The organism is Acidovorax sp. LjRoot66, assembly GCF_964253305.1.
GTDB lineage: Bacteria > Pseudomonadota > Gammaproteobacteria > Burkholderiales > Burkholderiaceae_C > Acidovorax.
In genome coordinates this window covers 1,934,958-1,956,847 of the sequence record NZ_CAXUQU020000001.1, presented here as the reverse complement: position 1 = coordinate 1,956,847, position 21,890 = coordinate 1,934,958, and the positions used below count along the sequence as shown (strand labels likewise).

Annotated in this window: 17 protein-coding genes; 9 read left to right on the top strand and 8 right to left on the bottom strand. The window is 69.3% G+C overall.

All coding sequences use genetic code 11. From position 1 onward, the window contains the following. Positions 1-115 precede the first annotated feature (115 nt). A complete protein-coding gene (locus tag ACSQ3Y_RS09100; RefSeq protein ID WP_436177044.1) occupies positions 116-1,465 on the top strand; it encodes an AI-2E family transporter in 1,350 nt (449 codons plus the stop codon). On the opposite strand, the gene ACSQ3Y_RS09095 is transcribed toward ACSQ3Y_RS09100, so the two are convergent. Next, on the bottom strand, positions 1,454-3,484 hold the full coding sequence (locus ACSQ3Y_RS09095; protein ID WP_436180097.1) for an EAL domain-containing protein: 2,031 nt from the start codon (positions 3,482-3,484) through the stop codon (positions 1,454-1,456). The two genes, ACSQ3Y_RS09100 and ACSQ3Y_RS09095, sit on opposite strands and share 12 nt — an antisense overlap. Before the next feature lie 175 nt (positions 3,485-3,659). Next, positions 3,660-6,449: a phosphoenolpyruvate carboxylase gene (ppc, locus tag ACSQ3Y_RS09090; RefSeq protein WP_057201273.1), complete on the bottom strand. Its 2,790-nt coding sequence runs from the start codon at positions 6,447-6,449 to the stop codon at positions 3,660-3,662. Positions 6,450-6,546: 97 nt separating this feature from the next. On the opposite strand from ppc, the gene hemC reads away from it, so the two are divergent. The 7 genes from hemC (at position 6,547) to ACSQ3Y_RS09055 (ending at position 12,851) form a co-directional block, all read left to right on the top strand. Then, positions 6,547-7,497 (top strand): hydroxymethylbilane synthase, encoded by a 951-nt coding sequence (gene hemC, locus ACSQ3Y_RS09085; RefSeq protein ID WP_436177043.1) that lies wholly within the window; start codon positions 6,547-6,549, stop codon positions 7,495-7,497. A 1-nt stretch (position 7,498) separates the two neighbouring features. Then, a complete protein-coding gene (locus ACSQ3Y_RS09080; RefSeq protein ID WP_436177042.1) occupies positions 7,499-8,302 on the top strand; it encodes a uroporphyrinogen-III synthase in 804 nt (267 codons plus the stop codon). Continuing rightward, positions 8,299-9,378: a uroporphyrinogen-III C-methyltransferase gene (locus ACSQ3Y_RS09075; RefSeq protein ID WP_436177041.1), complete on the top strand. Its 1,080-nt coding sequence runs from the start codon at positions 8,299-8,301 to the stop codon at positions 9,376-9,378. Before ACSQ3Y_RS09080 ends, ACSQ3Y_RS09075 begins: the two co-directional genes overlap by 4 nt. A 17-nt stretch (positions 9,379-9,395) precedes the next feature. Further along, the gene (locus ACSQ3Y_RS09070; protein WP_057201277.1) at positions 9,396-10,673 is read left to right on the top strand and encodes a heme biosynthesis HemY N-terminal domain-containing protein; all 1,278 of its coding nucleotides are present in this window, start codon (positions 9,396-9,398) and stop codon (positions 10,671-10,673) included. A gap of 308 nt (positions 10,674-10,981) precedes the next feature. After that, positions 10,982-11,557, top strand: coding sequence for a cytochrome b (locus ACSQ3Y_RS09065; RefSeq protein WP_436177040.1), 576 nt, complete (start codon positions 10,982-10,984; stop codon positions 11,555-11,557). A gap of 62 nt (positions 11,558-11,619) precedes the next feature. Then, positions 11,620-12,192, top strand: coding sequence for a YceI family protein (locus ACSQ3Y_RS09060; protein ID WP_057201278.1), 573 nt, complete (start codon positions 11,620-11,622; stop codon positions 12,190-12,192). 74 nt (positions 12,193-12,266) lie between these two features. Further along, positions 12,267-12,851, top strand: a complete 585-nt coding sequence (locus ACSQ3Y_RS09055) for a YceI family protein (protein ID WP_057201279.1) — start codon at positions 12,267-12,269, stop codon at positions 12,849-12,851. Positions 12,852-12,911: 60 nt separating this feature from the next. Here ACSQ3Y_RS09055 and ACSQ3Y_RS09050 read toward each other — a convergent pair whose 3' ends face one another. Beyond that, positions 12,912-14,612, bottom strand: a complete 1,701-nt coding sequence (locus ACSQ3Y_RS09050) for an ABC-F family ATP-binding cassette domain-containing protein (protein WP_436177039.1) — start codon at positions 14,610-14,612, stop codon at positions 12,912-12,914. A gap of 224 nt (positions 14,613-14,836) precedes the next feature. On the opposite strand from ACSQ3Y_RS09050, the gene ACSQ3Y_RS09045 reads away from it, so the two are divergent. After that, a complete protein-coding gene (locus tag ACSQ3Y_RS09045; protein WP_057264636.1) occupies positions 14,837-15,457 on the top strand; it encodes a VOC family protein in 621 nt (206 codons plus the stop codon). A 79-nt stretch (positions 15,458-15,536) separates the two neighbouring features. Here the strand turns inward: ACSQ3Y_RS09045 and ACSQ3Y_RS09040 are convergent, their stop codons facing one another. From ACSQ3Y_RS09040 to ACSQ3Y_RS09020, 5 genes are read right to left on the bottom strand one after another with little or no spacing between them, the layout of a single operon-like run. Next, on the bottom strand, positions 15,537-17,165 hold the full coding sequence (locus ACSQ3Y_RS09040; protein ID WP_436177038.1) for a dipeptide ABC transporter ATP-binding protein: 1,629 nt from the start codon (positions 17,163-17,165) through the stop codon (positions 15,537-15,539). Positions 17,166-17,203: 38 nt separating this feature from the next. Further along, positions 17,204-18,031, bottom strand: a complete 828-nt coding sequence (locus ACSQ3Y_RS09035) for an ABC transporter permease (protein ID WP_436177037.1) — start codon at positions 18,029-18,031, stop codon at positions 17,204-17,206. Between the two features lie 2 nt (positions 18,032-18,033). Then, the gene (locus ACSQ3Y_RS09030) at positions 18,034-18,990 is read right to left on the bottom strand and encodes an ABC transporter permease (protein WP_057201283.1); all 957 of its coding nucleotides are present in this window, start codon (positions 18,988-18,990) and stop codon (positions 18,034-18,036) included. A 32-nt stretch (positions 18,991-19,022) separates the two neighbouring features. After that, positions 19,023-20,600 carry an ABC transporter substrate-binding protein gene (locus tag ACSQ3Y_RS09025; RefSeq protein WP_436177036.1) on the bottom strand — a complete coding sequence of 526 codons (1,578 nt, stop codon included), beginning with the start codon at positions 20,598-20,600 and terminating at the stop codon, positions 19,023-19,025. Positions 20,601-20,652: 52 nt separating this feature from the next. Beyond that, positions 20,653-21,813, bottom strand: coding sequence for a C45 family autoproteolytic acyltransferase/hydolase (locus ACSQ3Y_RS09020; protein WP_436177035.1), 1,161 nt, complete (start codon positions 21,811-21,813; stop codon positions 20,653-20,655). Positions 21,814-21,890 lie beyond the last annotated feature (77 nt).

Below are 21,890 nucleotides of genomic sequence, written 5' to 3'. Positions count from 1 at the left end.
GCCCGGTGGCGCCTCCATGGCGCGAATAGCGGGGCAATTGGGCTGCATTTGCGCGGCCAGCGCGTTGGCGCCGGCACCTACACAACATTTGCTCACAGTGCGTGACAATCCCCGCATGACCGCCGTGCCTGCCCCCTCCCACCCCAACGCTCCACCCACGGCCCTGCCGCAGCAGCCGCCAGCTGCCGACACGTGCGACGGCACAGCGCCGGGGGGGGCGCAGGCAACGCCCGGCGCCGCCGATCCGCAACCCGAAGCCGGGCCAGAACGCATGGCCAGCCCGCCCGATGCCGCCACCCTGGCAGCAGCCGCGCACCCGACCCTGCCCGCCCCGCCCGCCATGGCGGCGCCTGCCACGCCCACCCAGCTGATGCTGCAGATGCCGGTGGACGTGCGCAACATGTCCCTGGCGCTGCTGGCCCTGTTCGCCGGCGTGGCCCTGCTGCACTGGGCCAGCGCGGTGTTCATCCCGCTGATGCTGAGCCTGCTGCTGACCACGGCGCTACGCCCTGCCGTCAACATCCTGCGCCGCTGGCACCTGCCGCGCCCGCTGGGCGCGGCCCTGCTGCTCATCGCCATCGTGGGGGGCATGGCCAGCATGGCCTGGTCCTTGAGCGACCAGGCGGTGCAACTGGTGGACTCGCTGCCCGTGGCGGCCAAGAAGGTGCGCGACAACCTGCGCGCGCGCGCGGGCATGCCCAGCACGCTGGACACGATGCAGAAGGCCGCTGCCCAGATCGAACAGGCTGCTGCCGAGAACAGCGCCGCCACCCCCGCGCGGCGCGGCGTGCAGCGCGTGGTGGTGGAGCGCCCGCCCTTCAACATCCGCGACTACCTGTGGAGCGGCACCATGGGCCTGGTATCGGCCGTGGGCCAGCTCACCGTGGTGGTGTTCCTGACCTACTTCGCGCTGGCCTCGGGCAACCTGTTCCGCCAGAAGCTGGTGCGCATTGCGGGCAGCAGCCTGGAGCGGCGCAACATCACCATGCAGGTGCTCGACGACATCACCGGCCAGATCCAGCGCTACCTGCTGGTGCAGGTGTTCACCAGCATCCTGGTGGGCGTGGCCACGGGCTGCGCCTACTGGGCGCTGGGGCTGGAGAATGCGGCGGTGTGGGGCGTGGTGGCCGGCGTGCTCAACCTCGCGCCCTACATCGGTTCGGCCTTGACGGCCGGCGCGTCGGCGCTGGTGGCCTTTCTGCAGTTCGGCACCATCGACATGGCCCTGGCCATTGGCGGCGCATCGCTGGTCATCCACACCCTCATCGGCAACCTGCTCACCCCCTGGCTCACCAGCCGCACCAGCAGCATGAGCCCGGTGGCCGTGTTCGTCAGCGTGCTCGCCTGGGGCTGGCTCTGGGGGCTGTGGGGGCTGCTGTTGGGCATCCCGGTCATGATGGCCGTGAAGGCGGTCTGCGACCGGGTGGAGGACCTCAAGGCGGTGGGAGAACTTTTAGGAGACTGAGGCAGAGCTGGCGTCCTGTTCGGCGGTGGCCAGCGTACAGCACTGCACGAAGGCCGGCAGCTCGTCGGCCCCCATCGCGCGGCCGTAGTACCAGCCCTGCACCTGCAGGTCCATGTCGCCGGGCAGCACCTGCAATTGCTCCAGCGTCTCCACCCCCTCCACCACGATGGCGACCCCCAGGCTCTGGCAGAAATGCAGCAGGCCCTGCAGCAGGCGAGCCCCCCGGGGGTCGGCGCTGGCCACCACGAAACTGCGGTCGATCTTGATGGTGTCCACCGCAAAGGCGTGCAGGTAGCTGAGCGAGGAATAGCCGGTGCCGAAGTCGTCGATGGCCACCTGGGCGCCCACGGCGTGGATGCGGGCGATGGCGTCGCGCATCTGGCCCATGTCGGCGGCCAGCGCATCCTCGGTGAGTTCGACGCTGATGCAGCCGCCGGCAGGCGCTATCAACGCCACCAGCCGCTGGCAGTGCGCTGCCGACATGAGCGTGGGCCCGGTGACATTGATGGAGATGGGCAACTCGAAGCCCGCGCTGCGCCAGCGCCGGTACTGCTGCAGGGCCGCGTCGGCCACCCACAGGTCGACATCCTTCATGAGCCCGGCCTCGGTCAGCCACGCCAGAAAAGCCCCCGGTGACTGCGTGCGCCCCCGGCCATCGCGGGCCCTGAGCAGCGCCTCGCAACCCACGCATTCGCCCGTGCGTGGCGACACCTGGGGCTGGTACTCCAAGAAGAACTCGTACTCGCCCATGCGGCGCACCTGGGCCAGCAGCTCCTCGCGGCCGGCCTGCCGCTGCTGCGCCAGGACCACCGGGTCGCTGGCATACAGGCGGCCCTGCTCCTGCAGGCGCGAGAACGTGGTGTCCAGCCCCGGCAGGTGCACCGTGGTGGCGTTGTGGCGCTCCAGCGCCCGCACCGCCGGCGCGTAGATGCAGGCCCCCAGCAGCACCAGTGCCAGCTGCAGCACCACCGCTGGCCAGGAGCCCTGGGTGCTGGCGTAGGCGTTGAAGAGGACGGGGGCATTCAGCGGCATTGCCATCGTGGCCACCGGCACCCAGCCCGCCTGCACGGCGCCCAGCGCCAGGCAGGCGTTGACGGCCGGCACGAGGATGAACGGCAGCAGCAGACGCGGATTCAGTATCAGGGGAATGCCGAACAGCAGCAGCTCATTCACGTTCAGCAGGGCCATGGGCAAGCTGGCCAGGGCCAGCAGGCGCAGGCCGGGACTGCGCGCACGCCACAGCACGGCCACCACCAGCGACAGGGTGGCCCCCGCCCCGCCGATGAAGGCGAAAGCCCCCAGCAGGCCGGCGTTGAGCAGGTAGGGCGGTGGCTGGTCTGCCAGCACCTCGATGGCATTCCACCCCACGGCCAGCTCCAGCACCTGGAACAGCGGCTGCAAGGCATGGTAGCCATGGATGCCGAAGAACCACAGCAGCGAATTCATGCCCGTGATCGCCACGGCATTCAGGTAAGGCCGGTCCGGGTCCACCACATCCAGGGGCAGGCTCCAGTGCGCCAGGCCCGACCATTGCTGCAGCAGCGTCAGCACCACGACCAGCAATCCTGCCGTGAGCACACCGGGCAACACCATGTTCATGGCATCTTCCACATTGTCGCTGACCAGCGAGCCGCGCGACAGCTGCAGCCAGCGCACCCGCATCAGCCGGGCCATGAGGGGCACGTTGACGATGGGCGAGGCGATGGCGATGAACAGCACCAGCGTGGCGGCGGCACGCGGGTGCCCGCGCAGCAGGTAGGCGGCCAGCGCCACGTACACAAAGCACAAGAAGGCCACGGGCAGGCGCGGCAGGCTGTGGCGGATGGCCAGCATATAGCCGATGGAGGCCGCGATCAGCAGCGGCAGGATGCGGCTGATCTCGGCATGCAGGCCGGCCAGCAGGTCCGTGGTCTGCGTGGGCAGGCCGAGCATCTGCGCGAGCACCGACGACACCAGGAACACCGCCGAAACCATGAGGCAGGGGAGCACCCACAGCAGCCCCTCGCGGATGGCGCGCATGGAATCCGCGCGTGCAACGGCCTGCAGCCGCAGCGACAGCCGCGCCCTCAGGGCCGCGATATCAATGCCCACACCATGCCCTCCCTGCCGCGCACTGCGGTCAGGCCCATGCTAGCAGGCGGGCATCAGGATGGCAAAGTGGCTGAACCCGACCAGCCCGACCAGCCCGACCAGCTCAGCCCGTATTGCGCAGCCCCGCCGCGATCCCGTTGATGGAGATGTGGATACCGGTCTGCACGCGCTCGTCGCCCTGCCCCGCGCGCCAGCGGCGCACGAGTTCGACCTGCAGGTGGTGCAGCGGGTCGATGTAGGGGAAGCGGTGCTTGATGGAGCGCGCCAGGGCCGCGTTGTGCGTCAGGCGCTGCTTGTCGCCGGTGATGCGCGTGAGCGCCTCGGCGGTGCGGTGCCATTCGGTCTCGATGGCGCTGAAGACCTTCTTGCGCAGGCGCGCGTCGGTCACGAGTTCGCTGTAGCGCGAGGCCAGGGCCAGGTCGCTCTTGGCCAGCACCATGTCCATGTTGGACAGCAGGGTGCGAAAGAACGGCCACTGGCGGTACATCTTCTGCAGCAGCGCCAGCTGTGCCTTGGGGTCCTTGCCCTCGGCGTTCACGAAGGCATCGACCGCCGCGCCGAAGCCGAACCAGCCCGGCAGCGTGAGGCGGCACTGGCCCCAGCTGAAGCCCCAGGGGATGGCGCGCAGGTCCTCGATCTTCTGGCTGGCCTTGCGCGATGCGGGGCGCGAGCCGATGTTGAGTTCGGCGATCTCGCGGATCGGCGTGGAGTTGAAGAAATACTCGGTGAAGCCCGGGGTCTCGTACACCAGCGCGCGGTAGGCCCCCATGCTGGCCAGCGAGAGCTGCGAGGCAGCCTCCAGGAAGGCCTTGGTGGCCGGCTTGGTGGGCTGCAGCAGCGTGGCCTCGAGCGTGGCGGCGACCAGGGTTTCGAGGTTGCGCCGGCCGATCTCGGGGTTGGCGTACTTGGAGGCGATGACTTCGCCCTGCTCCGTCAGGCGGATCTGGCCGCGCACGGTGCCGGGCGGCTGCGCCAGGATGGCCTGGTAGCTCGGGCCGCCGCCGCGGCCCACGGTGCCGCCGCGGCCGTGGAACATGCGCAGCTGGATGCCGTGGTTGGTGGCCAGCTCGTCGAACAGCTCCACCAGCGCGATCTCGGCGCGGTACAGCTCCCAGTTGCTGGTGAAGATGCCTCCGTCCTTGTTGCTGTCGGAGTAGCCGAGCATGATGTCCTGCTCGCTGCCGCTGCGGTGCACCAGCCCCGCCACGCCGGGCAGGGCATAGAACTCGCGCATGATGGGCGCGGCATTGCGCAGGTCTTCGATGGTCTCGAACAGCGGCACCACGATGAGGTCATTGCGCGCATCGCCGTCCAGCGTGCCGCGCATCAGGCCCACTTCCTTTTGCAGCAGCAGCACTTCGAGCAGGTCGCTCACCGTTTCGGTGTGGCTGATGATGTAGTGGCGGATGGCCTCGTGCCCGTAGCGGTAGCGCATGGCCAGCGCCGCCTCGAAGATGGCCAGCTCGCCCCGGGCGTGGTCCGAGTAGCTGGCACCCACCACGCGCAGCGGGCGCGCGTCGTTGAGCAGGCGCAGCAGCAGCGCGCGCTTGTCGGTCTCGGACAGCGCGGAGTACGCCGTCTCGACGCGCGCCGTGGCCAGCAGCTCGGCCACCACCTCCTCGTGTTTGTCGGAGCTCTGGCGCAGGTCCACCGTGGCCAGGTGGAAGCCGAAGACCTGCACGGCGCGGATCAGCGGGTGCAGGCGCTCGGCGGCCAGGGCCTCGCCATGGTGCGACTTGAGCGATGCCTCGATCACGCGCAGGTCGGCCAGGAAGGCCTCGGCGCTCACGTAGGGATTCTGTGGGGCCACGGCATGGCGCGCCGCCTCGCCGCCCGTCAGTTCCTTGAGCGATGCGGCCAGGCGCGCATAGACGCCGGTCAGGGCGCGGCGGTAGGGCTCGTCCTGGCGGTGCTCGTTGGTGTCGGGCGAGCGCGCGGCCAGGGCCTCCATCTCGGCCGATACCTGCACCAGACGGGCCGACAGCGACAGCTCGCCGCCCAGGTAGTGCACCTCGGTCAGGTAGTGGCGCAGGGCCACCTCGGCCTGGCGCCCCAGGGCGTACTGCAGGGTCTGCGCGGTGACGTTGGGGTTGCCGTCGCGGTCGCCGCCGATCCACTGGCCCATGCGCAAAAAGCTGTGCACCGGGTACTGGCCGAGCTCGGTCTCGAGGTCGGCATAGATCTTGGGGATCTCGCGCAGGAAGGTGGCCTCGTAATACGACAGCGCGTTCTCGATCTCATCGGCCACGGTGAGCTTGCTGTAGCGCAGCAGGCGCGTCTGCCACAGCTGGGCCACGCGGGCGCGCAGTTGTGCTTCGTTGGCGGCGAGTTCGCGCGGGGTGAGCGCGTCCTTGGCGGTGTTGTACAACTGGGCGCGCACCTGGATGTCGTCGCGCGCGGCCAGCAACTGGGCGATGTCGCGTTCGGCATCCAGGATGCTCTTGCGCTGCACCTCGGTCGGGTGGGCCGTGAGCACCGGCGCCACATAGCTGCCGGCCAGGGTCTGCGAGATGGTCTTGGGCGCGATGCCAGCCCAGCGCAGGCGCGACAGGGCGACCTCGATGCTGCCCTCCTGCGTGTCGCCCGCGCGCTCGTGCACGGCGCGGCGGCGGATGTGGTGGCGGTCTTCGGCCAGGTTGGCCAGGTGGCTGAAGTAGGTGAAGGCGCGGATCACGCTCACCGTCTGGTCGCCCGAGAGGGTCTTGAGCAGCTTCTTGAGCGCCCGATCGGCCTCCTGGTCCGCGTCGCGGCGGAAGGCGACCGAGAGCTTGCGCACCTGCTCCACCAGCTCGTAGGCGGCCACGCCCTCCTGGTCCCGGATCACGTCCCCCAGAATGCGGCCGAGCAGGCGGATGTCGTCAATCAGGGGCTGGTCCTTGTCGGATCGTCTCATGCGGTAGTCTCCGGGAATGGGGGCGGCGTCCTGCACGGGTGGTGCGGGCGCATGCTAGCATCGCCCGCCCCTGAATAATTACAAACAGGTTACGAACTTGAGCCGCCCTTTGCCCCACCCCATCGTGATCGCCACGCGCGAAAGCCGCCTGGCCCTCTGGCAGGCCGAGCATGTGCAGGCCCTGCTGCAGGCCCGCGGCCACACCGTGGAGCTGCTGGGCATGACCACCAAGGGCGACCAGATCCTGGACAAATCGCTGTCCAAGGTGGGCGGCAAGGGCCTGTTCGTCAAGGAGCTGGAAGTCGCGCTCGAAGAAGGCCGTGCCCACATCGCCGTGCATTCGCTCAAGGACGTGCCCATGGAGCTGCCCGAGGGCTTTGCCCTGGCCTGCGTGATGGAGCGCGAGGACCCGCGCGATGCCTTCGTCTCCCCCCGCTACGCCTCGCTCGACGAACTGCCCCAGGGCGCGGTGGTGGGCACCTCCAGCCTGCGCCGCCAGGTGCTGCTGCAGGCCCTGCGGCCCGACCTGCGCATCGAACCCCTGCGCGGCAACCTTGATACGCGCCTGCGCAAGCTCGACGAAGGCCAGTACGACGCCATCGTGCTCGCGGCCGCAGGCCTCAAGCGCCTGGGGCTCGAATCACGCATCCGCCTGGCTTTCGAGCCCACCACCATGCTGCCCGCCGCCGGCCAGGGTGCCCTGGGCATCGAGGTGCGCAGCGACCGCCTGGACCTCATCGCCGCATTGGAGCCCCTGGCACACCAGGCCACCTGGCTCACCGTGGCCGCCGAGCGCGCCGTGAGCCGCGCCATGGGCGGCAGCTGCTCCATGCCCCTGGCAGCGCACGGCACCCTGGGCGCCGACGGCACGCTGCAGCTCGATGCGGCCTGGGGCGACCCCGAAGATGCCCATGCGCCGCTGGTGCGCGCCCATGCCAGTGCGCCCGTGGCCACCCTGGCCCAGGCCGAGGCGCTGGGTGACGAGATCGCCCAGCGCCTGCGCGCGGGCGGTGCACGGGGCGTGGACCCAGCAACTGCCGCCGGCTGACATGGCCACCGCGGCGCCCCGGGTGATCGTCACGCGCCCCGAGCGCGAGGCGGCCCAGTGGGTGGAACAACTCACCGCGCGCGGCCTGGCCGCCACGGCATTGCCCCTGATCGCCATCGGTCCCTGCACCGACCCTGCAGCCCTGCAGGCCATGGCCGATGCGCGCCAACGTCTGGCACGTGCGCCCGGCTACCGTGCGCTGATGTTCGTGAGCAGCAATGCCGTGCTGCATTTCCTGCACGCGGCCCCGCCCCTGCCGGCCGGCACCCGTGCATGGGCCCCCGGGCCGGGCACGGCGCGCGCGCTGGAACAGCTGGGCGTACCGCCTGCCGCCATAGACGGCCCCGCCGCCGATGCCCCGCAGTTCGACTCCGAATCACTGTGGCAGCAGGTGGCTCCCCAGATCCGGGCCGGGGACCGCGTGCTCATCGTGCGTGGTCGTTCGGCTGGGGTGCATGAATCCTCCGAGGGTTCGGGCCGCGACTGGCTGGCGCGCCAGGTGCAGGCCGCAGGCGGCCAGGTGGACTGGGCCGTGGCCTACGAACGCGGCGCGCCCAGCTTCACCCCCGAGCAGACCGCGCTGGCAGAGGCGGCCACCCAGAACGGGTCGCTGTGGCTGCTGAGCAGCTCCGAAGCGGTGGCAAACCTGGCCGAGGCCCTGCCCGGAAGGTCCTGGAACGCTGCACGGGCCCTGGCCACGCACCCGCGCATCGCCCAGACCGCCCGCGCCATGGGCTTTGGCCATGTAAGGGAGTGTCGGCCGGCGCTGGAAGACGTGGTGGCCTCGATAGAATCGGCCCCATGAGTTCCGCGCCCCCCAACGACCTGCCCGCCGCAGCCCCCGCTACCCTCGTCGCCCCTCGTGGGAGCAGCCTGCCCACCCTGCTGGTGGGCGTGCTGGCCGTGGCCGCCGTGGCCAGCAGTGGCCTGCTGTGGCAGAAACTGAGCGTGATCCAGGAGCAGTTGGCGCGCCAGTCGGCCGATTCCGGAGCGCTGGCCATCGAGGCACGCACCATGGCCCGCCAGGCCGAGGAACTGGTGCGCGAGACCGCCGCCCGCCTCTCGGTGGCCGAGGCCCGTGTGAGTGAAGTGGCGCTGCAGCGCAGCCAGCTCGAAGAATTGATGCAGAGCCTGTCGCGCTCGCGCGACGAAAACCTGGTGGTGGACATCGAATCGGCCGTGCGCCTGGCGCAGCAACAGTCCCAGCTCACCGGCAGCCTGGACCCTCTGGTGGCCGCCCTCAAAAGCGCCGACCAGCGCATCGAGCGCGCCGCACAGCCACGCCTGACCCCCGTGCAGCGCGCCATCAACCGCGACCTCGATCGCCTGACCCGCGCCGTGGTGACCGACACGGCCGGCCTGCTGGCCCGCCTGGATGATCTGGTGCGCCAGGTGGACGAACTGCCCGTGCTCAATGCCGTGGCCCAGGCCGCGTCCACGAAGCGCCTGGGCCTGTCTCCCGCTGCGCCGGGCTCTGCCGGTGGCACCGCAGCCGGGGCCGAGTTGCCCTGGTGGCAAGCCACCCTGCAGCGCAGCTGGGAGGTGGTGCGCGACGAGGCCCGCAGCCTGGTGCGCGTGAGCCGGGTGGACCAGCCCGAGGCCATTCTGCTCGCGCCCGAGCAGACCTTCTTCCTGCGCGAGAACCTGAAACTCAAGCTGCTCAATGCGCGCCTGGGCGTGCTGGCGCGCCAGTTCGACTCGGCGCGCGCCGACCTGGCCGCAGCCACCACGGCGCTCAACAAGTATTTCGACCCGGCCTCGCGCCGCACGCAGGCGGCAGCCACGGTGCTGCAACAGGCCCAGACCGGGATGAAGGCTGCCGAGCTGCCGCGCCTGGACGATACCCTCTCCGCGCTGGCCACGGCCGCCGCGGGGCGCTGAGAGAGAGGGCAGCACGCATGCGCGCAGCACTCTGGCTTCTGGCGTTGTTTGGCGTGGCCGTTGCGGCCGCGCTGTTTGCGGGCAACAACCAGGGCACCATCACCCTTTACTGGCCCCCCTACCGCGTCGACCTGTCGCTGAACATGGTCGTGCTGCTGCTTGTGGGCGGCTTCGTCACCGTGCATGCCGCCCTGCGGGCCCTGGCGGCCCTGCTGGAACTGCCGCACCAGGCGCGCCGCTGGCGCGTGCAGCAAAAGGAACGCGCCATGCACAGCGCGCTGCTCGACGCCATGACGCACCTGCTGGGCGGGCGCTTCATCCGTTCGCGCAAGGCCGCCGTGGCCGCGCTGGCGCAGGAGAACGCCCTGGCTGCCGCCGGCGAGTCGGTGCCGCATGGCAACCAGTTGCGCTCGCTGGCCCACCTGGTGGCGGCCGAGGGCTCGCACGCCCTGCAGGACACCGCCACGCGCGACAGCCATCTGCAGCGCGCGCTCGACGATGCACCCGCCCGCGGCACGGCCCTGGAGCTGGAACTGCGCGAAGGCGCCCAGATGCGCGCCGCGCGCTGGACGCTGGACGACCGCGACGCCGATGCCGCCCTCGAATGGCTCGCCGCCCTGCCCCAGGGCGCCGCGCGCCGCACCCTGGCGCTGCGCATCAAGCTCAAGGCCACGCGGCTGGCCCGCCGCACGCAGGAGGCGCTGGACACGGCCCGCCTGCTGGCCAAGCACCGCGCCTTCTCGCCCACCGCCGCACAGAGCATCGTGCGCGGCCTGGCCACCGAACTCATCCAGAGCGCGCACGACACGGCACAGCTGCGCCGCGTGTGGGACGACCTGGAAACCTCCGAGCGCAACATGCCCGAGCTGGCCATCCAGGCCGCGCAGCGCATGGCCACCCTGGGTGGTGACGCCACGCAGGTGCGCGCCTGGCTGCTGCCGGTGTGGGAGCGCATGGTGGACCTGCCCGATGCGCTGGCCGAACACCATGCCCTGAAGCTGGTGCGCGCACTGGAATCGGGCCTCGATGCCCTTGACGCCCCCTGGCTGGCGCGCATCGAAGCCGCCCAGCAGGCCAACCCGCGCGATGCGCGCCTGCAGTACATGGCCGGCATGGCCTGCCTCAAGCGCCAGCTGTGGGGCAAGGCCCAGCAGTTGCTGACCCAGGCCGCCCACCAGCTCGCCGATGCCGGCCTGCGCGCCAGCGCCTGGCGCCACCTGGCAGAGCTGGCCGAACAGCGCGGCGACGAAGCCGCCGCCGCCGAGGCCTGGAAAAAAGCCGCACTCGCCCGCTGACCAAGCAGGCGGGGGGCCCGCCCATCCCCTGGCCATCTACCGGCCATCCATCTGCGCCCACCTTTTGCAAAACAAGAGGGAACTTTGAGCGCACACCCCCTGTCAATTCAGTTTTTTTGAATTGAAGCATCAATCCTGCTGAAGCCGAACGCGCTGGCAGCTTCCTACACTGCGCTCACTGCGGGGCCTTGTGCATGCAGCACGGGGCGCGGCATGCGAGGCAGCGACGGATGCGCCAGCCCGAAAAACCTGCTCCCAGCACCTGCTGCCCACCCCTGCCCTGCCACCCCATCGCCGATTTCCCCAAGATGCCATCCTCCACGCCGACTCCCACCAGCCGACCGGCCCGCTACACCCACACCGCCATGCTGATGCACTGGGTGCTGGGCCTGGCCCTGATCGGTGCCTTCTGCGTCGGCCTGTACATGACCAGCCTGCCGTTCTCACCAGCACGGCTGAAGCTCTACAACTGGCACAAGTGGGCCGGGGTCACCATCCTCACGCTGTCGGTGCTGCGCATCATCTGGCGCCTGACGCACCGCCCCCCGGCCCTGCCCGCCGCCATGGTGCAGTCCATGCCGCGCTGGCAGGCGCTGGCGCACCACGCCACGCACGGCCTGCTGTACGCGCTGTTCCTGGCCGTGCCGCTGATCGGCTGGGCCTACAGCTCGGCGGCGGGCTTCCCCATCGTGTTCCTGGGCCTGTGGCAATTGCCTGATTTTGTGCCCGTGAGCAAGGAGCTGGCCGAGGCCATCAAGCCCTGGCACCAGTACACCGCCTTTGCCATGGCCGGGCTGGTGGTGCTGCACGTGGCCGCCGCCCTCAAGCACCAGTTCATCGACCGGGACGGCCTCATCGGCCGCATGCTGCCCGGCCCGCGCTGAGCCCCCGCCCCAGCCCTCCGCCCTCTTCCTTGTTCTTCCGCACCGATTTTTCAGGAGCCTTCATGCAAGCATCTTCCTTCGTCTCGAGCCTTGTGCTGGGCGCCGCCGTGCTGGCTGCACCGTCCGCCTTCGCGCAGCAGCAACTGGTCCCCGCACAGAGCGAGGTGCAGTTCACCGCGCGCCAGATGGGCGTGCCGCTCGAAGGCCATTTCAAGAAGTTCGATGCCAAGGTGGCGTTCGACCCGGCCAAGCCCGACACCAGCAAGATCAGCTTCACCGTGGACACCGGCAGCGCCACGCTGGGCTCGCGCGAGACCGATGCCGAATTGCCCAAGCCCACCTGGTTCAACGTGCCCAAGTTCCCCCAGGCAGTGTTCGAATCCACCACCATCAAGGCGCTGGGCGGCGGCAAGTTCGAAGTGGCCGGCAAGCTCACCATCAAGGGCAATGCGCAGAACGTGGTCGTGCCCGTGGCGCTGGCCCAGAGCGGTGCCACCACCACGGCCACCGGCACCCTGCCCATCAAGCGCCTGGCCTTCAAGATCGGCGAGAACGAATGGGCCGACACCTCCATGGTGGCCGATGACGTGACCGTCAAGTTCAAGCTGGCGCTCACGGGCGTGGGCAAGCTCTGATCGCCCTGCACCCTCCCTTTTCCGCGTTCCCTTTCCCTGTTCCCTTGATCCTTCCTTTTTCAGGAGTTGTTTACATGCGCAAGTCTTCGTTCGCCCTGCTCGCACTGGCCGCAGCCGCCGTTCTGTCCACGGGCGCAGCCCAGGCCCAGAGCGCCGCCTACGCCATCGATCCGACGCACACCTTCGTGACGTTCGAGATCAGCCACTTCGGCGCAACGACCAACCGCGGCCGCTTCGACAAGAAGGAAGGCACTGTGCAGTTCGACCGCGCCGGCAAGACCGGCAAGGTGGAGATCACCGTGGACACCACCTCGATCAACTCGGGCACGCCCCCGTTCGACAAGCACCTGCAAAGCGCTGACCTGTTCAACGCCGCCAAGTACCCGACCATCAAGTTCGTGTCCGACAAGTTCACCTTCAACGGCGACAAGGTCAGCGAAGTGGCCGGCCAGCTGACGCTGCTGGACAAGACCCTGCCCGTGACCCTGAAGGCCACGCAGTTCAACTGCTACCAGAGCCCCATGCTCAAGCGTGAAGTCTGCGGTGGCGACTTCGAAGCCACCATCGACCGCACCCAGTGGGGCCTGAACTACGGCGTGGAATGGGGTTTCCCCAAGAACGTGCGCCTGGTGGTGCAGATCGAAGCCATCAAGCAGTAATCCACAACGGGCCTTCTGGTCCGCACAAGCCACCCGCGGCACGGCCACGGGTGGCTTTTTTCATGCCAGGCGTGCATCGAGCCGCCAGCCTTCGGCATGCCATGCCCAGACATGCGTGGGCGCCAGCGCCGCCAGGAAATGCAGGTCGTGCGACACCACCAGCAGCGCACCGGTGAAGCCCTGCAGCGCCACCTGCAAGGCCTCCACCGAGGCCAGGTCCAGGTGGTTGGTCGGCTCGTCCAGCAGCAGCATCTGCGCTGGCTCGCCGCACCACAGCGCGCAGGCCAGCGCGGCCTTGATGCGCTCGCCACCGCTGAGCACCCCGGCGGGCCGCTGCACGCGGTCTGCATCCAGGCCCAGCTGCGCCAGGCGCGTGCGCAGCGTGGCCTCGGGCAGGGGTGAGCCGAGTTCGGCCAGGCGCTGCAGCACGCTTGCGGACGGCGGTAGCAGCTGCGCGTTGTGCTGGTCCAGCCAGGCCGCGCGCACGCCGCGCACCACGCGGCCCGAAGCGGGCGCCACCTGCCCGGCCACCAGGCGCAGCAGGGTACTCTTGCCACAGCCGTTGGGCCCGGTGATGGCAATGCGCGCGGGGCCGCTCCAGACCCCGTCGAGGGCAGGCAGCCCCTGGGGAGCAAACGGTGCGCGCACCTGTTCCAGCGCCAGCACCTGCTTGCCGCAGGGCACGCTGCTTTCGGGCAGGGCGAGTGCCACGGGTGCCTGCTGTGGCGCCTGGCGGGCGGCATCGCGCACGGCTGCATCCAGCTTATCGCGCGCCTGCCGCTGGCGTTCGTGCTCGTTTCCGGCATGGGCTTCGGCGCTGTTCTTCATGCGGCCCAGCAGGATGGGAGCCAGGTTGGCTGTGCGCCCCACCCGGCGCCCCTGCGCGGTGCGGCGCTGCTGCGCCTCGTGCTCGCGCTGCAGCGCCTTCCTGCCCCGGTCGCGCTCTGTGCGTGCATGGTCGAGCGCCGCCTGCGCGGCCGCCCGCTCCTGCGCACGCTGCGCGGCGTACAGCGCCCAGTTGCCTCCGTAGCGGCGCAGCCCGGCGGGCGACAGCTCCACGATGGTGTCGACCATGCCGAGCAGTTCACGGTCATGGCTGGCCACGACCACAGCGCCCTGGCGCGTGGCCAGTTGGTCCAGCAGCCAGCAGCGGGCACCACGGTCCAGGTGGTTGGTGGGCTCGTCGAGCACCAGCACCTCAGCGTCGCAGACGAAGGCCCCCGCCAGCGCCACGCGCATGCGCTCGCCGCCGCTCAGCCGGGTCGCATCGCCATCGCTTGGCAGATGCCCCAGGTCCAGCGCCTGCAGGGCGCGCTGCCAGCGCGCAGGCAGGTCCCACTGGCCATCGGCCCGCAGCAGGTCCTCGGGCGTTCCCTGGCCCGCCTCCAGGCGCTCCAGCGCACGCAGCACGGGTGCCAGGCCCGCAAGGTCGGCCACCGTGCTGCCGGGGGCTCCCCGCACCTCCTGCGCCACGGCCTGCAGGCGCGCGTCGCGCAACACCGTGCCCGCAGTCGGCTGCAGCCGGCCCAGCAGCAGTTGCAGAAACACGCTCTTGCCCACGCCATTGGCACCCACGATGCCGGTGGTGCCGGCGCCCACGGCCATGTCGAGGGGCTGGCGCCACAAGGGCTGCCCATCGGGCAGCGCCCAGACAACGCGCTGGAACTGGAGCGAAAAAGAAGAAGAGAAAAAGGAAGCAGAAGCGACAGCAGCCCTGCTGTCGCCCCGGGCGCGATGGCCCGGATGGTTGGTCGTCGCCATGCCTGAGAACTCCACGGTCACCATCAAGCCGCACCTGCGCAAAAAGGCAGGAGCGGAACAGCGTGAAAGTGGCTTACAGGCGCATCGGTGAAAACACCCCGGGTGGTTGGCGAGAGGCGCAATGTACCGCAAATAACCGCGCCTTCAAAATTCCCTTTACGTAAATTGATTACGAATAGTAGAATTTCCACATCGACACCCGCATGGACCCAAGGAGACAACGCATGAATGCCGTTCTGAAGCCCGATCTCGCCAGCCTGCCCGCACCTGCCGCCTTCCAGCAGCTGCACCACTACGCCTACAAGGCGCGCGACGCGGAGGAGACACGCCAGTTCTACGAGGACATCCTGGGCCTGCCGCTGTACCACATCATCCAGAGCGACCACGTGCCCAGCACGGGCGAGTACTGCCCCTACACGCACTTCTTCTTCCGCCTGAAGGACGGCTCGTTCATCGCCTTCTTCGACCTGGGCGACGACGTGAAGGCCGAGCCCTCGCCCAACACGCCACTGTGGGTCAACCACATTTCGTTCCGCGTGGACACGGTGCAGGAACTGCAGAACACCAAGGAGCGCCTGGAGGCCTTCGGCATCGAGGTGCTCGGCGTGACCGACCACCACATCTTCAAAAGCATCTATTTCTTCGACCCCAACGGCATCCGCCTGGAGCTCACTGCCCAGCTGGCCGACGCCAACGCCATGGCCAAGGACAGCACCGTGGCGCATGCGCGCCTGAAGGAGTGGACGGCCCGCAAGGAGCAGTGGCGCAAGGAGCGCGCCGAAGGCAAGGCGGCCGAGCCGCTCAAGCCCCAGGCCAACGATCGGCCTGAATTCGCCAAGGGCTGAGAGGCTGAGCCCAGCCCCAATAAAAAAGGCGCCACCCTTGCGGGCGGCGCCTTTTGCATTTTCTTGTGCCGGCCAGTGGCTACACCGCATCCAGCTCGGCCAGCAGGTCGCTGGTCGTGGCGGCCTCCAGCAGCGCCCGGGTGTAGGGCTGCTGCGGCCGGTCGAAGATGTCGGCCACGCTGCCCTCTTCGACGATGCGGCCGTTCTCCATCACGATGATGCGGTCGGCGATCTCGGACACTACCGCCAGGTTGTGCGAGATGAACAGGCAGCCGAAGCCGCGCTCGGCCTGCAGGCGCCGGAGCAGCTCCAGCACCTGCTTCTGGATGGTCATGTCCAGCGCCGAGACGGGCTCGTCGGCCACCACGAAGGCGGGCTTGCGCACCAGCGCGCGCGCAATCGCCACGCGCTGGCGCTGGCCGCCCGACAGGGCGTGCGGGTAGCGCTCGCCAAAGCCGGCAAGCCCCACCTCGTCGAGCATGGCGTCCACCGAGGCCTGCAGCGCCTCGCGCGTGAGCGGCGGGCCGTGGCGCAGCGGCTCGGCCACGATATCGCGCACGCGCTGTCGCGGGTCGAGCGAGGAGTACGGGTCCTGAAACACCAGTTGGCAGGCCAGGCGGAAGTCGCGCCGCCCTGCCGCATCGGCCTGGCCCAGCGGCGTGCCGCGAAAGCACACATCGCCACCCGCCACGGGCAACAGGCCGATCATGGCGCGGCCCAGCGTGGTCTTGCCTGAGCCCGACCCCCCGACCACGGCCACCACCTCGCCGGGCTGGATGGCCAGCGACACACCGCGCACCGCCAGCTTGGGCGTCGCCTTGGACAGCCAGCCCTGGCGCGCACCGGGAAAGCTCACGTGCACGTCCTTGGCCTCGATCAGCGGTGCCTGCACGGGTCGCGCCGGGCGCTGGGCGCTGCGCTGGGGCAGCGCAGCGATGAGGCTCTTGGTGTAGGCCTGGCGCGGCGCGGTCAGCACGCTGCGCACGGGGCCGGCCTCGACGAGCCGGCCTTTTTCAAGCACCACCACCGATTGCGCGTAGCGCGCCACCAGTCCCAGGTCGTGCGTGATCAGCAGCACCGCCGTGCCCTCGGTGCGCGTGAGCTCGGCCATGATCTCCATCACCTCGCGCTGGCTCAGCGAATCGAGCGCCGTGGTGGGTTCGTCGGCGATCAACAGGCGCGGTTTGAGCAGCATGACCGAGGCCAGCATGATGCGCTGGCGCATGCCGCCCGAGAACTGGTGCGGGTAGGCAGCCAGGCAGCGCTCGGGGTCGGCGATCTGCACGCGGCGCAGCATGGCGATGGCGCGCTCGCGTGCCTGGGCTACGCTCAGCCGCTCGTGCAGGCGCAAGCCTTCGAAGAGCTGCTCGGCAATGGTCATCGCCGGGTTGAGCGAGACCATGGGCTCCTGGAACACCATGCCCACGTCGCAGCCGCGCAGCGCGCGCAAGGCGTTCGCCGACATGGTCCCCACATCACGCCCCTGCAGCAGCACGCTGCCGCCGCTCTGGCGCACCTGGGGCGGCAGCAGGCCCATCACGGCGCGCCCGGCCATGGTCTTGCCGCTGCCCGATTCGCCCACCAGGGCCACCACGCCGCCGGCGGGCACGTCAAACGAAACGACGTCCAGCAGCGGACGGACGTGGGGGCCATGCACCGTGAGCTCACGCACGGACAGCAGCGGCAGCGGGTTCTTCTCGGTCGTCATGTCGGTTCTTTCCGCCAAGGGGTAGGACGATGGCCGCATCAGCGGCGCTCCATGCGCGGGTCGAGCCAGTCGCGCAGCGCGTCGCCCAGCAGGTTCACGCCGAGCAGGGTGAGCGCGATGCAGGCGCCGGGCGCAATGCCCAGCCAGGCGGCGGTCTCGATGTAGGGCCGGCCCGAGGCCAGCATGTTGCCCCAGGTGGGTGCCGGCGGCGGCACGCCCAGGCCCAGAAAGCTCAGCGCGCTCTCGGCCAGGATGACCCAGCCGAACATGGAGGTGGCCAGCACCACCAGGGGCGCCACGCAGTTGGGCAGGATGTGCGCGAACACCGTGCGCAGGCCGGAGTTGCCGATGACCTCGGAGGCCTCGATGTACTCCTTCTCGCGCAGCGACAGCACCGAGCCGCGCACCACGCGCACCGCCGTGGGCGCATAGGCCAGGCCCAGCGCGACGATGATGCCCCACTGGTTGGCGCCCACGATGACCATCACCCCCAGGGCCAGCAGGATGCCGGGGAAGGCCAGCATGGCGTCGTTGAAGACCATCAGCACCCGGTCCAGCCAGCCGCGGAAGTAGCCGGCCACGAGGCCGATCACCACGCCCAGCCCCAGGGCCAGCGCCACGGTCAGCCCGGCCACCAGCAGGCTGGTGCCGGCCCCGGCCATCAGGCGCGATAGGATGTCGCGGCCAAACTCATCGGTGCCCAGCAGGTAGGCGCCCGAGGGCGGCTGCAGCCGCTGGCGCAGCGCCACGCCCATGGGGTTGTAGGGCGTCCAGAACACCGACAGCAAGGCCATGGCGCCCACCAGGGACACCAGCACGCCGCCGACCAGGGCATTCGTGCGCAGACGTTGGAGAAAGCGCTTCATCATCATGACGCGGACACCCGGGGATCGAACAGGGGATAGCACAGGTCCACAACGAGGTTGACGAGCACGTAGATGGCGGCCGTGAACAGCAGGCAGCCCTGCACCACGGGGTAATCGCGCGCAAAGATCGCATCCACCAGCAGGCGGCCCAGGCCGGGCAGCGTGAACACCGTCTCCAGCACCGCGATGCCGCCCAAGAGGTTGCCCAGCACCAGGCCGATCATGGTCCAGGTGGGCGCGAAGGCGTTGGGCAGCACGTGGCGCAGCAGCACCCGCCGCTCCGACAGGCCCTTGGCCCGCGCATGCGTCACGTACTCCAGGCGCAGCACCTCCACAGCGCTGGCGCGCGCCATGCGGGTGAGGATGCCGAGCTCGATCAGCGCCAGCGTGATGGTCGGCAGGATGAGGAAGGTCAGCGCCGAGCGCCAGTCCTCGCTGAACGGCACGTAACCCACCACCGGCACCAAGCCGAGCTTGAGCCCGACGAAGAGCAGCAGCAGCAGGCCCAGCCAGAAGCTCGGGATGGACAGGAAGAACGTGGCGGCAGCCACCACCATGGTGTCGAGCACGCTGTTCTGCTTCCACGCGGCCAGCAGGCCTGCGGGCACGGCCAGCAGCGCGGCCAGGGCTACCGCCACGAGCACGATGGCGGCGCTTACCTGGAAGCGTTCGAGCAGCAGTGGCAGCACGACCTCGCCACTGGTGATGGAGTGGCCCAGGTCACCCTGCAGCATCTTGCCCAGCCACAGCGTGAACTGCACGGGGATGGGCCGGTCGAGCCCGAACTGGGCATGCAGGTCGGCCAGTTGATCGGGCGTGGCACTGTCACCCAGGATGAGCAACGCCGGATCGCCGGGCACCAGCCGCATGAGCACGAAGACCATCAGGCTCACAAGAAAGAGGGTCGGCAGCGTCCACAGCAGGCGCCGGCCGACGTAGAGGGGAAAGGAGGAACCCATGGTGTGCGTACCAGGTCAGCAGGCCATCGGCTTCACGGAGCGCGCAGCGCCACGCCCCAGGCACGCGGTGTGCCCAGCGCCCAGCCCTTGTAACCCCTGGCGTACGAGCGGGCGGCGCTGGTGTTCACAGCCGAGTACATGAAGATCGCGGGCACGTCCTCGCGCATGCGGGCTTCGAGCTTGTCGAACAGGGCCTGGCGCTGGGCTGCGTCGCTGGTCTCCATGCTCTTGGCCAGCAGTTCGTGGGCCAGGGGTTCGTCCCACACCTTGCGCGGCTGCTTGTCCTTGGGGCCGGTCACCATCTCGTACGACAGCGCCGGATCCAGCCGGGCCGAGAAGGTGAAGGCCATGGCCTGGTAGTTGCCCTTGGTGTAGCGGTCGAGCAGCGTGGCCCAGTCGAGCACTTCCACTTCGGCCTTGATGCCGGCCTCCTGCACCATGGCCTGGGTCAGCACGGCGATGTTGAACACGCTGTTGTAGCGCTTGGTGGCCAGGATCTTGATGGGCTCGCCCTTGTAGCCGGCCTCGGCCAGCAGCTTTTTGGCCAGCGCCAGGTTGCGCGGCGGCACCGCAGCCTGCGGCTTCTTGTAGAAGGCGCTGGGCGTGGGCACGACCGAGCGGCTGGGCGGGGCATTGCCCGAGGTGACGGCGGCCACCAGCTCGGGCATGTCCAGCGCGAGCGCGATGGCGCGGCGGATGCGCGCATCCTTGAGCAGCGGGTCGCGCGTCTGGAACAGCAGGCCCTGCACGTTCATGGTGGCCTGGGTCTCCATCAGCACGTCCTTGCGGCCCTTGTACTCGGCCATGTCCTCGTCGTTGATGTCGTAGTTCAGGTCGATGCCGCCCGAGAACAGCGCCGCCTTGGCCGCCGAGGCATCGGGGATGATGACGAAGCGCACCTTGGGTGTCTCGGCGATCTTGGCGCCGGTGTTGCCGTCGCGCGGGCCGGGCAGCGCCGAGTAGCCGTCGTTGCGCAGGAGTTCGATGTACTGCCCGCGCTTCCATTCGCCGAGCTTGTAGGGCCCGGTGGCCACGGGCTCGCGCCACTTGCCGTCGGCTTCGAGCGAGCTGCGGTGGTAGATGCCGGTGCCGCCGCAGTCCACCCGCGCCAGCGTCGCCAGGAACAGGGCCGAGGGCTTGTCCAGCGTGTAGACCACGGTGGCGGCATCGGGCGCATCCACCTTGAGCACCTTGGCCAGGCCGCGCCCGTCGAACTCGGCCAGGCAGCGCCAGTTGTTGGCCGGGGCCATGTAGCGGTTCCAGGCGAACACCACGTCGTCGGCCGTGAGCGGCGCCCCGTTGTGGAACTTCACGCCCTGGCGCAGCTTGAAGGTGTAGGTCTTGCCGTCTGCGGAGGGGGTGACCGACTGGGCCAGCAGCGGCGCCACGGAGGCATCCTCGCGGTAGGCCACCAGGCCTTCGAGCACATGCATCATCACCGCGTCGGTATTGTTGTCGCGATTGACGCCGGGGTCGGTGGAGCGGATGTCGGCATTCAGGCGGATGCGCAGGGTATCGGGCTGTGGCTGGGCCTGGGCGAGGCCGAACGTGCACAAGCCGGCGAACATGGCCAGGCCTTTGGACAGCCAGCGCGAGGGGGCAGTAGTCATCTCGGGGTCCTTTCTTCGGGGGGGCAGGCAATCGGGCGGGAGGCGGGTGCGCTCAGGCCAGCGCCAGGTGGCGCTCCAGGTCCAGGCGGTAGGTCTCGAAGCGGCGGCTGAGCGCGGGCAGCATGGCGACTTCCATCTCGCCGAGGGCCGGCTCCATGACCACCATGGCCACCGTGGCCGAGAGGTTGCTGCTGGAGTTGGGGCGCGGCGGGCGGCACACCGACCAGGGCGACTGGAAGTCGTCGAACAGCGCGTTCTTGATGTGCTCGCGCGTGAGCGCGCCGATGTGCGGCTCCACCAGGGCGCGCACGCGCAGGTCGCGGTACAGCGAATCGGGCGTGTTGACGATGCCCATGTCCTTGATCTTGGCCAGCGCAATCGGGCTCTGGAAGTGGTTGGCATGCACAATGACGCCGCGCTCGGGGTGGATCTGGAAGGTCTCGTCGGGCGCGCATTCGAAGTCGATGGCCACGCCTGTGGCGTGCGAGACCATCACGTTGTTGGATGCCGACTTGGGCGTGCAGTACACGATGCGCATGGCCAGGGCCAGCTGCACCTGCTCCAGCGCCTTGCGGCGCAGCAGCGCCAGGGGCACGCCGAGCTGGCGGTAGTCACGGTCGGACTCCAGGTAGTTGGCGGTGATGGAGATGCCTGCAGAATTCATGCCCGAGCGCGCCATGCCGCCGGCTTCGGTGAAGGTCAGGATGTCCGGGCCGTCGTCGCGCAGCACGCGCAGCACCACAGCGGTCTCGGCACACTCGGCCTTCCAGTCCCAGTTCTGCGCATGGATCACGCGGCCAGAGGCGGTGGCTTCGGGCATCGCGACCACACCGGTGCAGCCGTCGGGGTCGATCTGCGCGGGCTGGCCCTTGCGGCGGCGGTCGGCAAGCTTGAGGATCTCGGTGCGCGCATTGAGCATCACCACGGCTTCGTACGACACACCGGCCCCCTCGGCGATGCCGCGCATCTCGTCGAGGTAGGCGGCATCAAAGGCTTCGATGGTGGGCTCGAAGGTCTTTACCAGCGTGCCGATCTCGGGCCAGCCGAGTTGGCTGCCTTCGAGCTGGGTGGAGTAATGTGCGATGCCGCGCAGGATGCGCGCCTTGGCCTGTTCGCCATACTGGCGGCCGCGCTCGCGCGGCGCGCCGCGGACCTCGATCAACGGGCAGGAAGGAATGGGCTGGTCGGCGCCCCAAGGGAAAGTCTGGTCCATGGCGATGGGTGGAGTGAGCGATCATTGATCGATGGACTGAATTGTATTTTGTAGAATAAAAAACATCAACTGTTTCT

Excerpts from the sequence above, each read along its gene's own strand:
- ACSQ3Y_RS09100 (WP_436177044.1), top strand. The coding sequence starts at position 116 with ATGACCGCCGTGCCTGCCCCCTCCCACCCCAACGCTCCACCCACGGCC.
- ACSQ3Y_RS09095 (WP_436180097.1), bottom strand. The coding sequence starts at position 3,484 with ATGCGCGCCATCCGCGAGGGGCTGCTGTGGGTGCTCCCCTGCCTCATG.
- ppc (WP_057201273.1), bottom strand. The coding sequence starts at position 6,449 with ATGAGACGATCCGACAAGGACCAGCCCCTGATTGACGACATCCGCCTG.
- ACSQ3Y_RS09080 (WP_436177042.1), top strand. The coding sequence starts at position 7,499 with ATGGCCACCGCGGCGCCCCGGGTGATCGTCACGCGCCCCGAGCGCGAG.
- ACSQ3Y_RS09075 (WP_436177041.1), top strand. The coding sequence starts at position 8,299 with ATGAGTTCCGCGCCCCCCAACGACCTGCCCGCCGCAGCCCCCGCTACC.
- ACSQ3Y_RS09070 (WP_057201277.1), top strand. The coding sequence starts at position 9,396 with ATGCGCGCAGCACTCTGGCTTCTGGCGTTGTTTGGCGTGGCCGTTGCG.
- ACSQ3Y_RS09065 (WP_436177040.1), top strand. The coding sequence starts at position 10,982 with ATGCCATCCTCCACGCCGACTCCCACCAGCCGACCGGCCCGCTACACC.
- ACSQ3Y_RS09060 (WP_057201278.1), top strand. The coding sequence starts at position 11,620 with ATGCAAGCATCTTCCTTCGTCTCGAGCCTTGTGCTGGGCGCCGCCGTG.
- ACSQ3Y_RS09055 (WP_057201279.1), top strand. The coding sequence starts at position 12,267 with ATGCGCAAGTCTTCGTTCGCCCTGCTCGCACTGGCCGCAGCCGCCGTT.
- ACSQ3Y_RS09050 (WP_436177039.1), bottom strand. The coding sequence starts at position 14,612 with ATGGCGACGACCAACCATCCGGGCCATCGCGCCCGGGGCGACAGCAGG.
- ACSQ3Y_RS09045 (WP_057264636.1), top strand. The coding sequence starts at position 14,837 with ATGAATGCCGTTCTGAAGCCCGATCTCGCCAGCCTGCCCGCACCTGCC.
- ACSQ3Y_RS09040 (WP_436177038.1), bottom strand. The coding sequence starts at position 17,165 with ATGACGACCGAGAAGAACCCGCTGCCGCTGCTGTCCGTGCGTGAGCTC.
- ACSQ3Y_RS09035 (WP_436177037.1), bottom strand. The coding sequence starts at position 18,031 with ATGAAGCGCTTTCTCCAACGTCTGCGCACGAATGCCCTGGTCGGCGGC.
- ACSQ3Y_RS09030 (WP_057201283.1), bottom strand. The coding sequence starts at position 18,990 with ATGGGTTCCTCCTTTCCCCTCTACGTCGGCCGGCGCCTGCTGTGGACG.
- ACSQ3Y_RS09025 (WP_436177036.1), bottom strand. The coding sequence starts at position 20,600 with ATGACTACTGCCCCCTCGCGCTGGCTGTCCAAAGGCCTGGCCATGTTC.
- ACSQ3Y_RS09020 (WP_436177035.1), bottom strand. The coding sequence starts at position 21,813 with ATGGACCAGACTTTCCCTTGGGGCGCCGACCAGCCCATTCCTTCCTGC.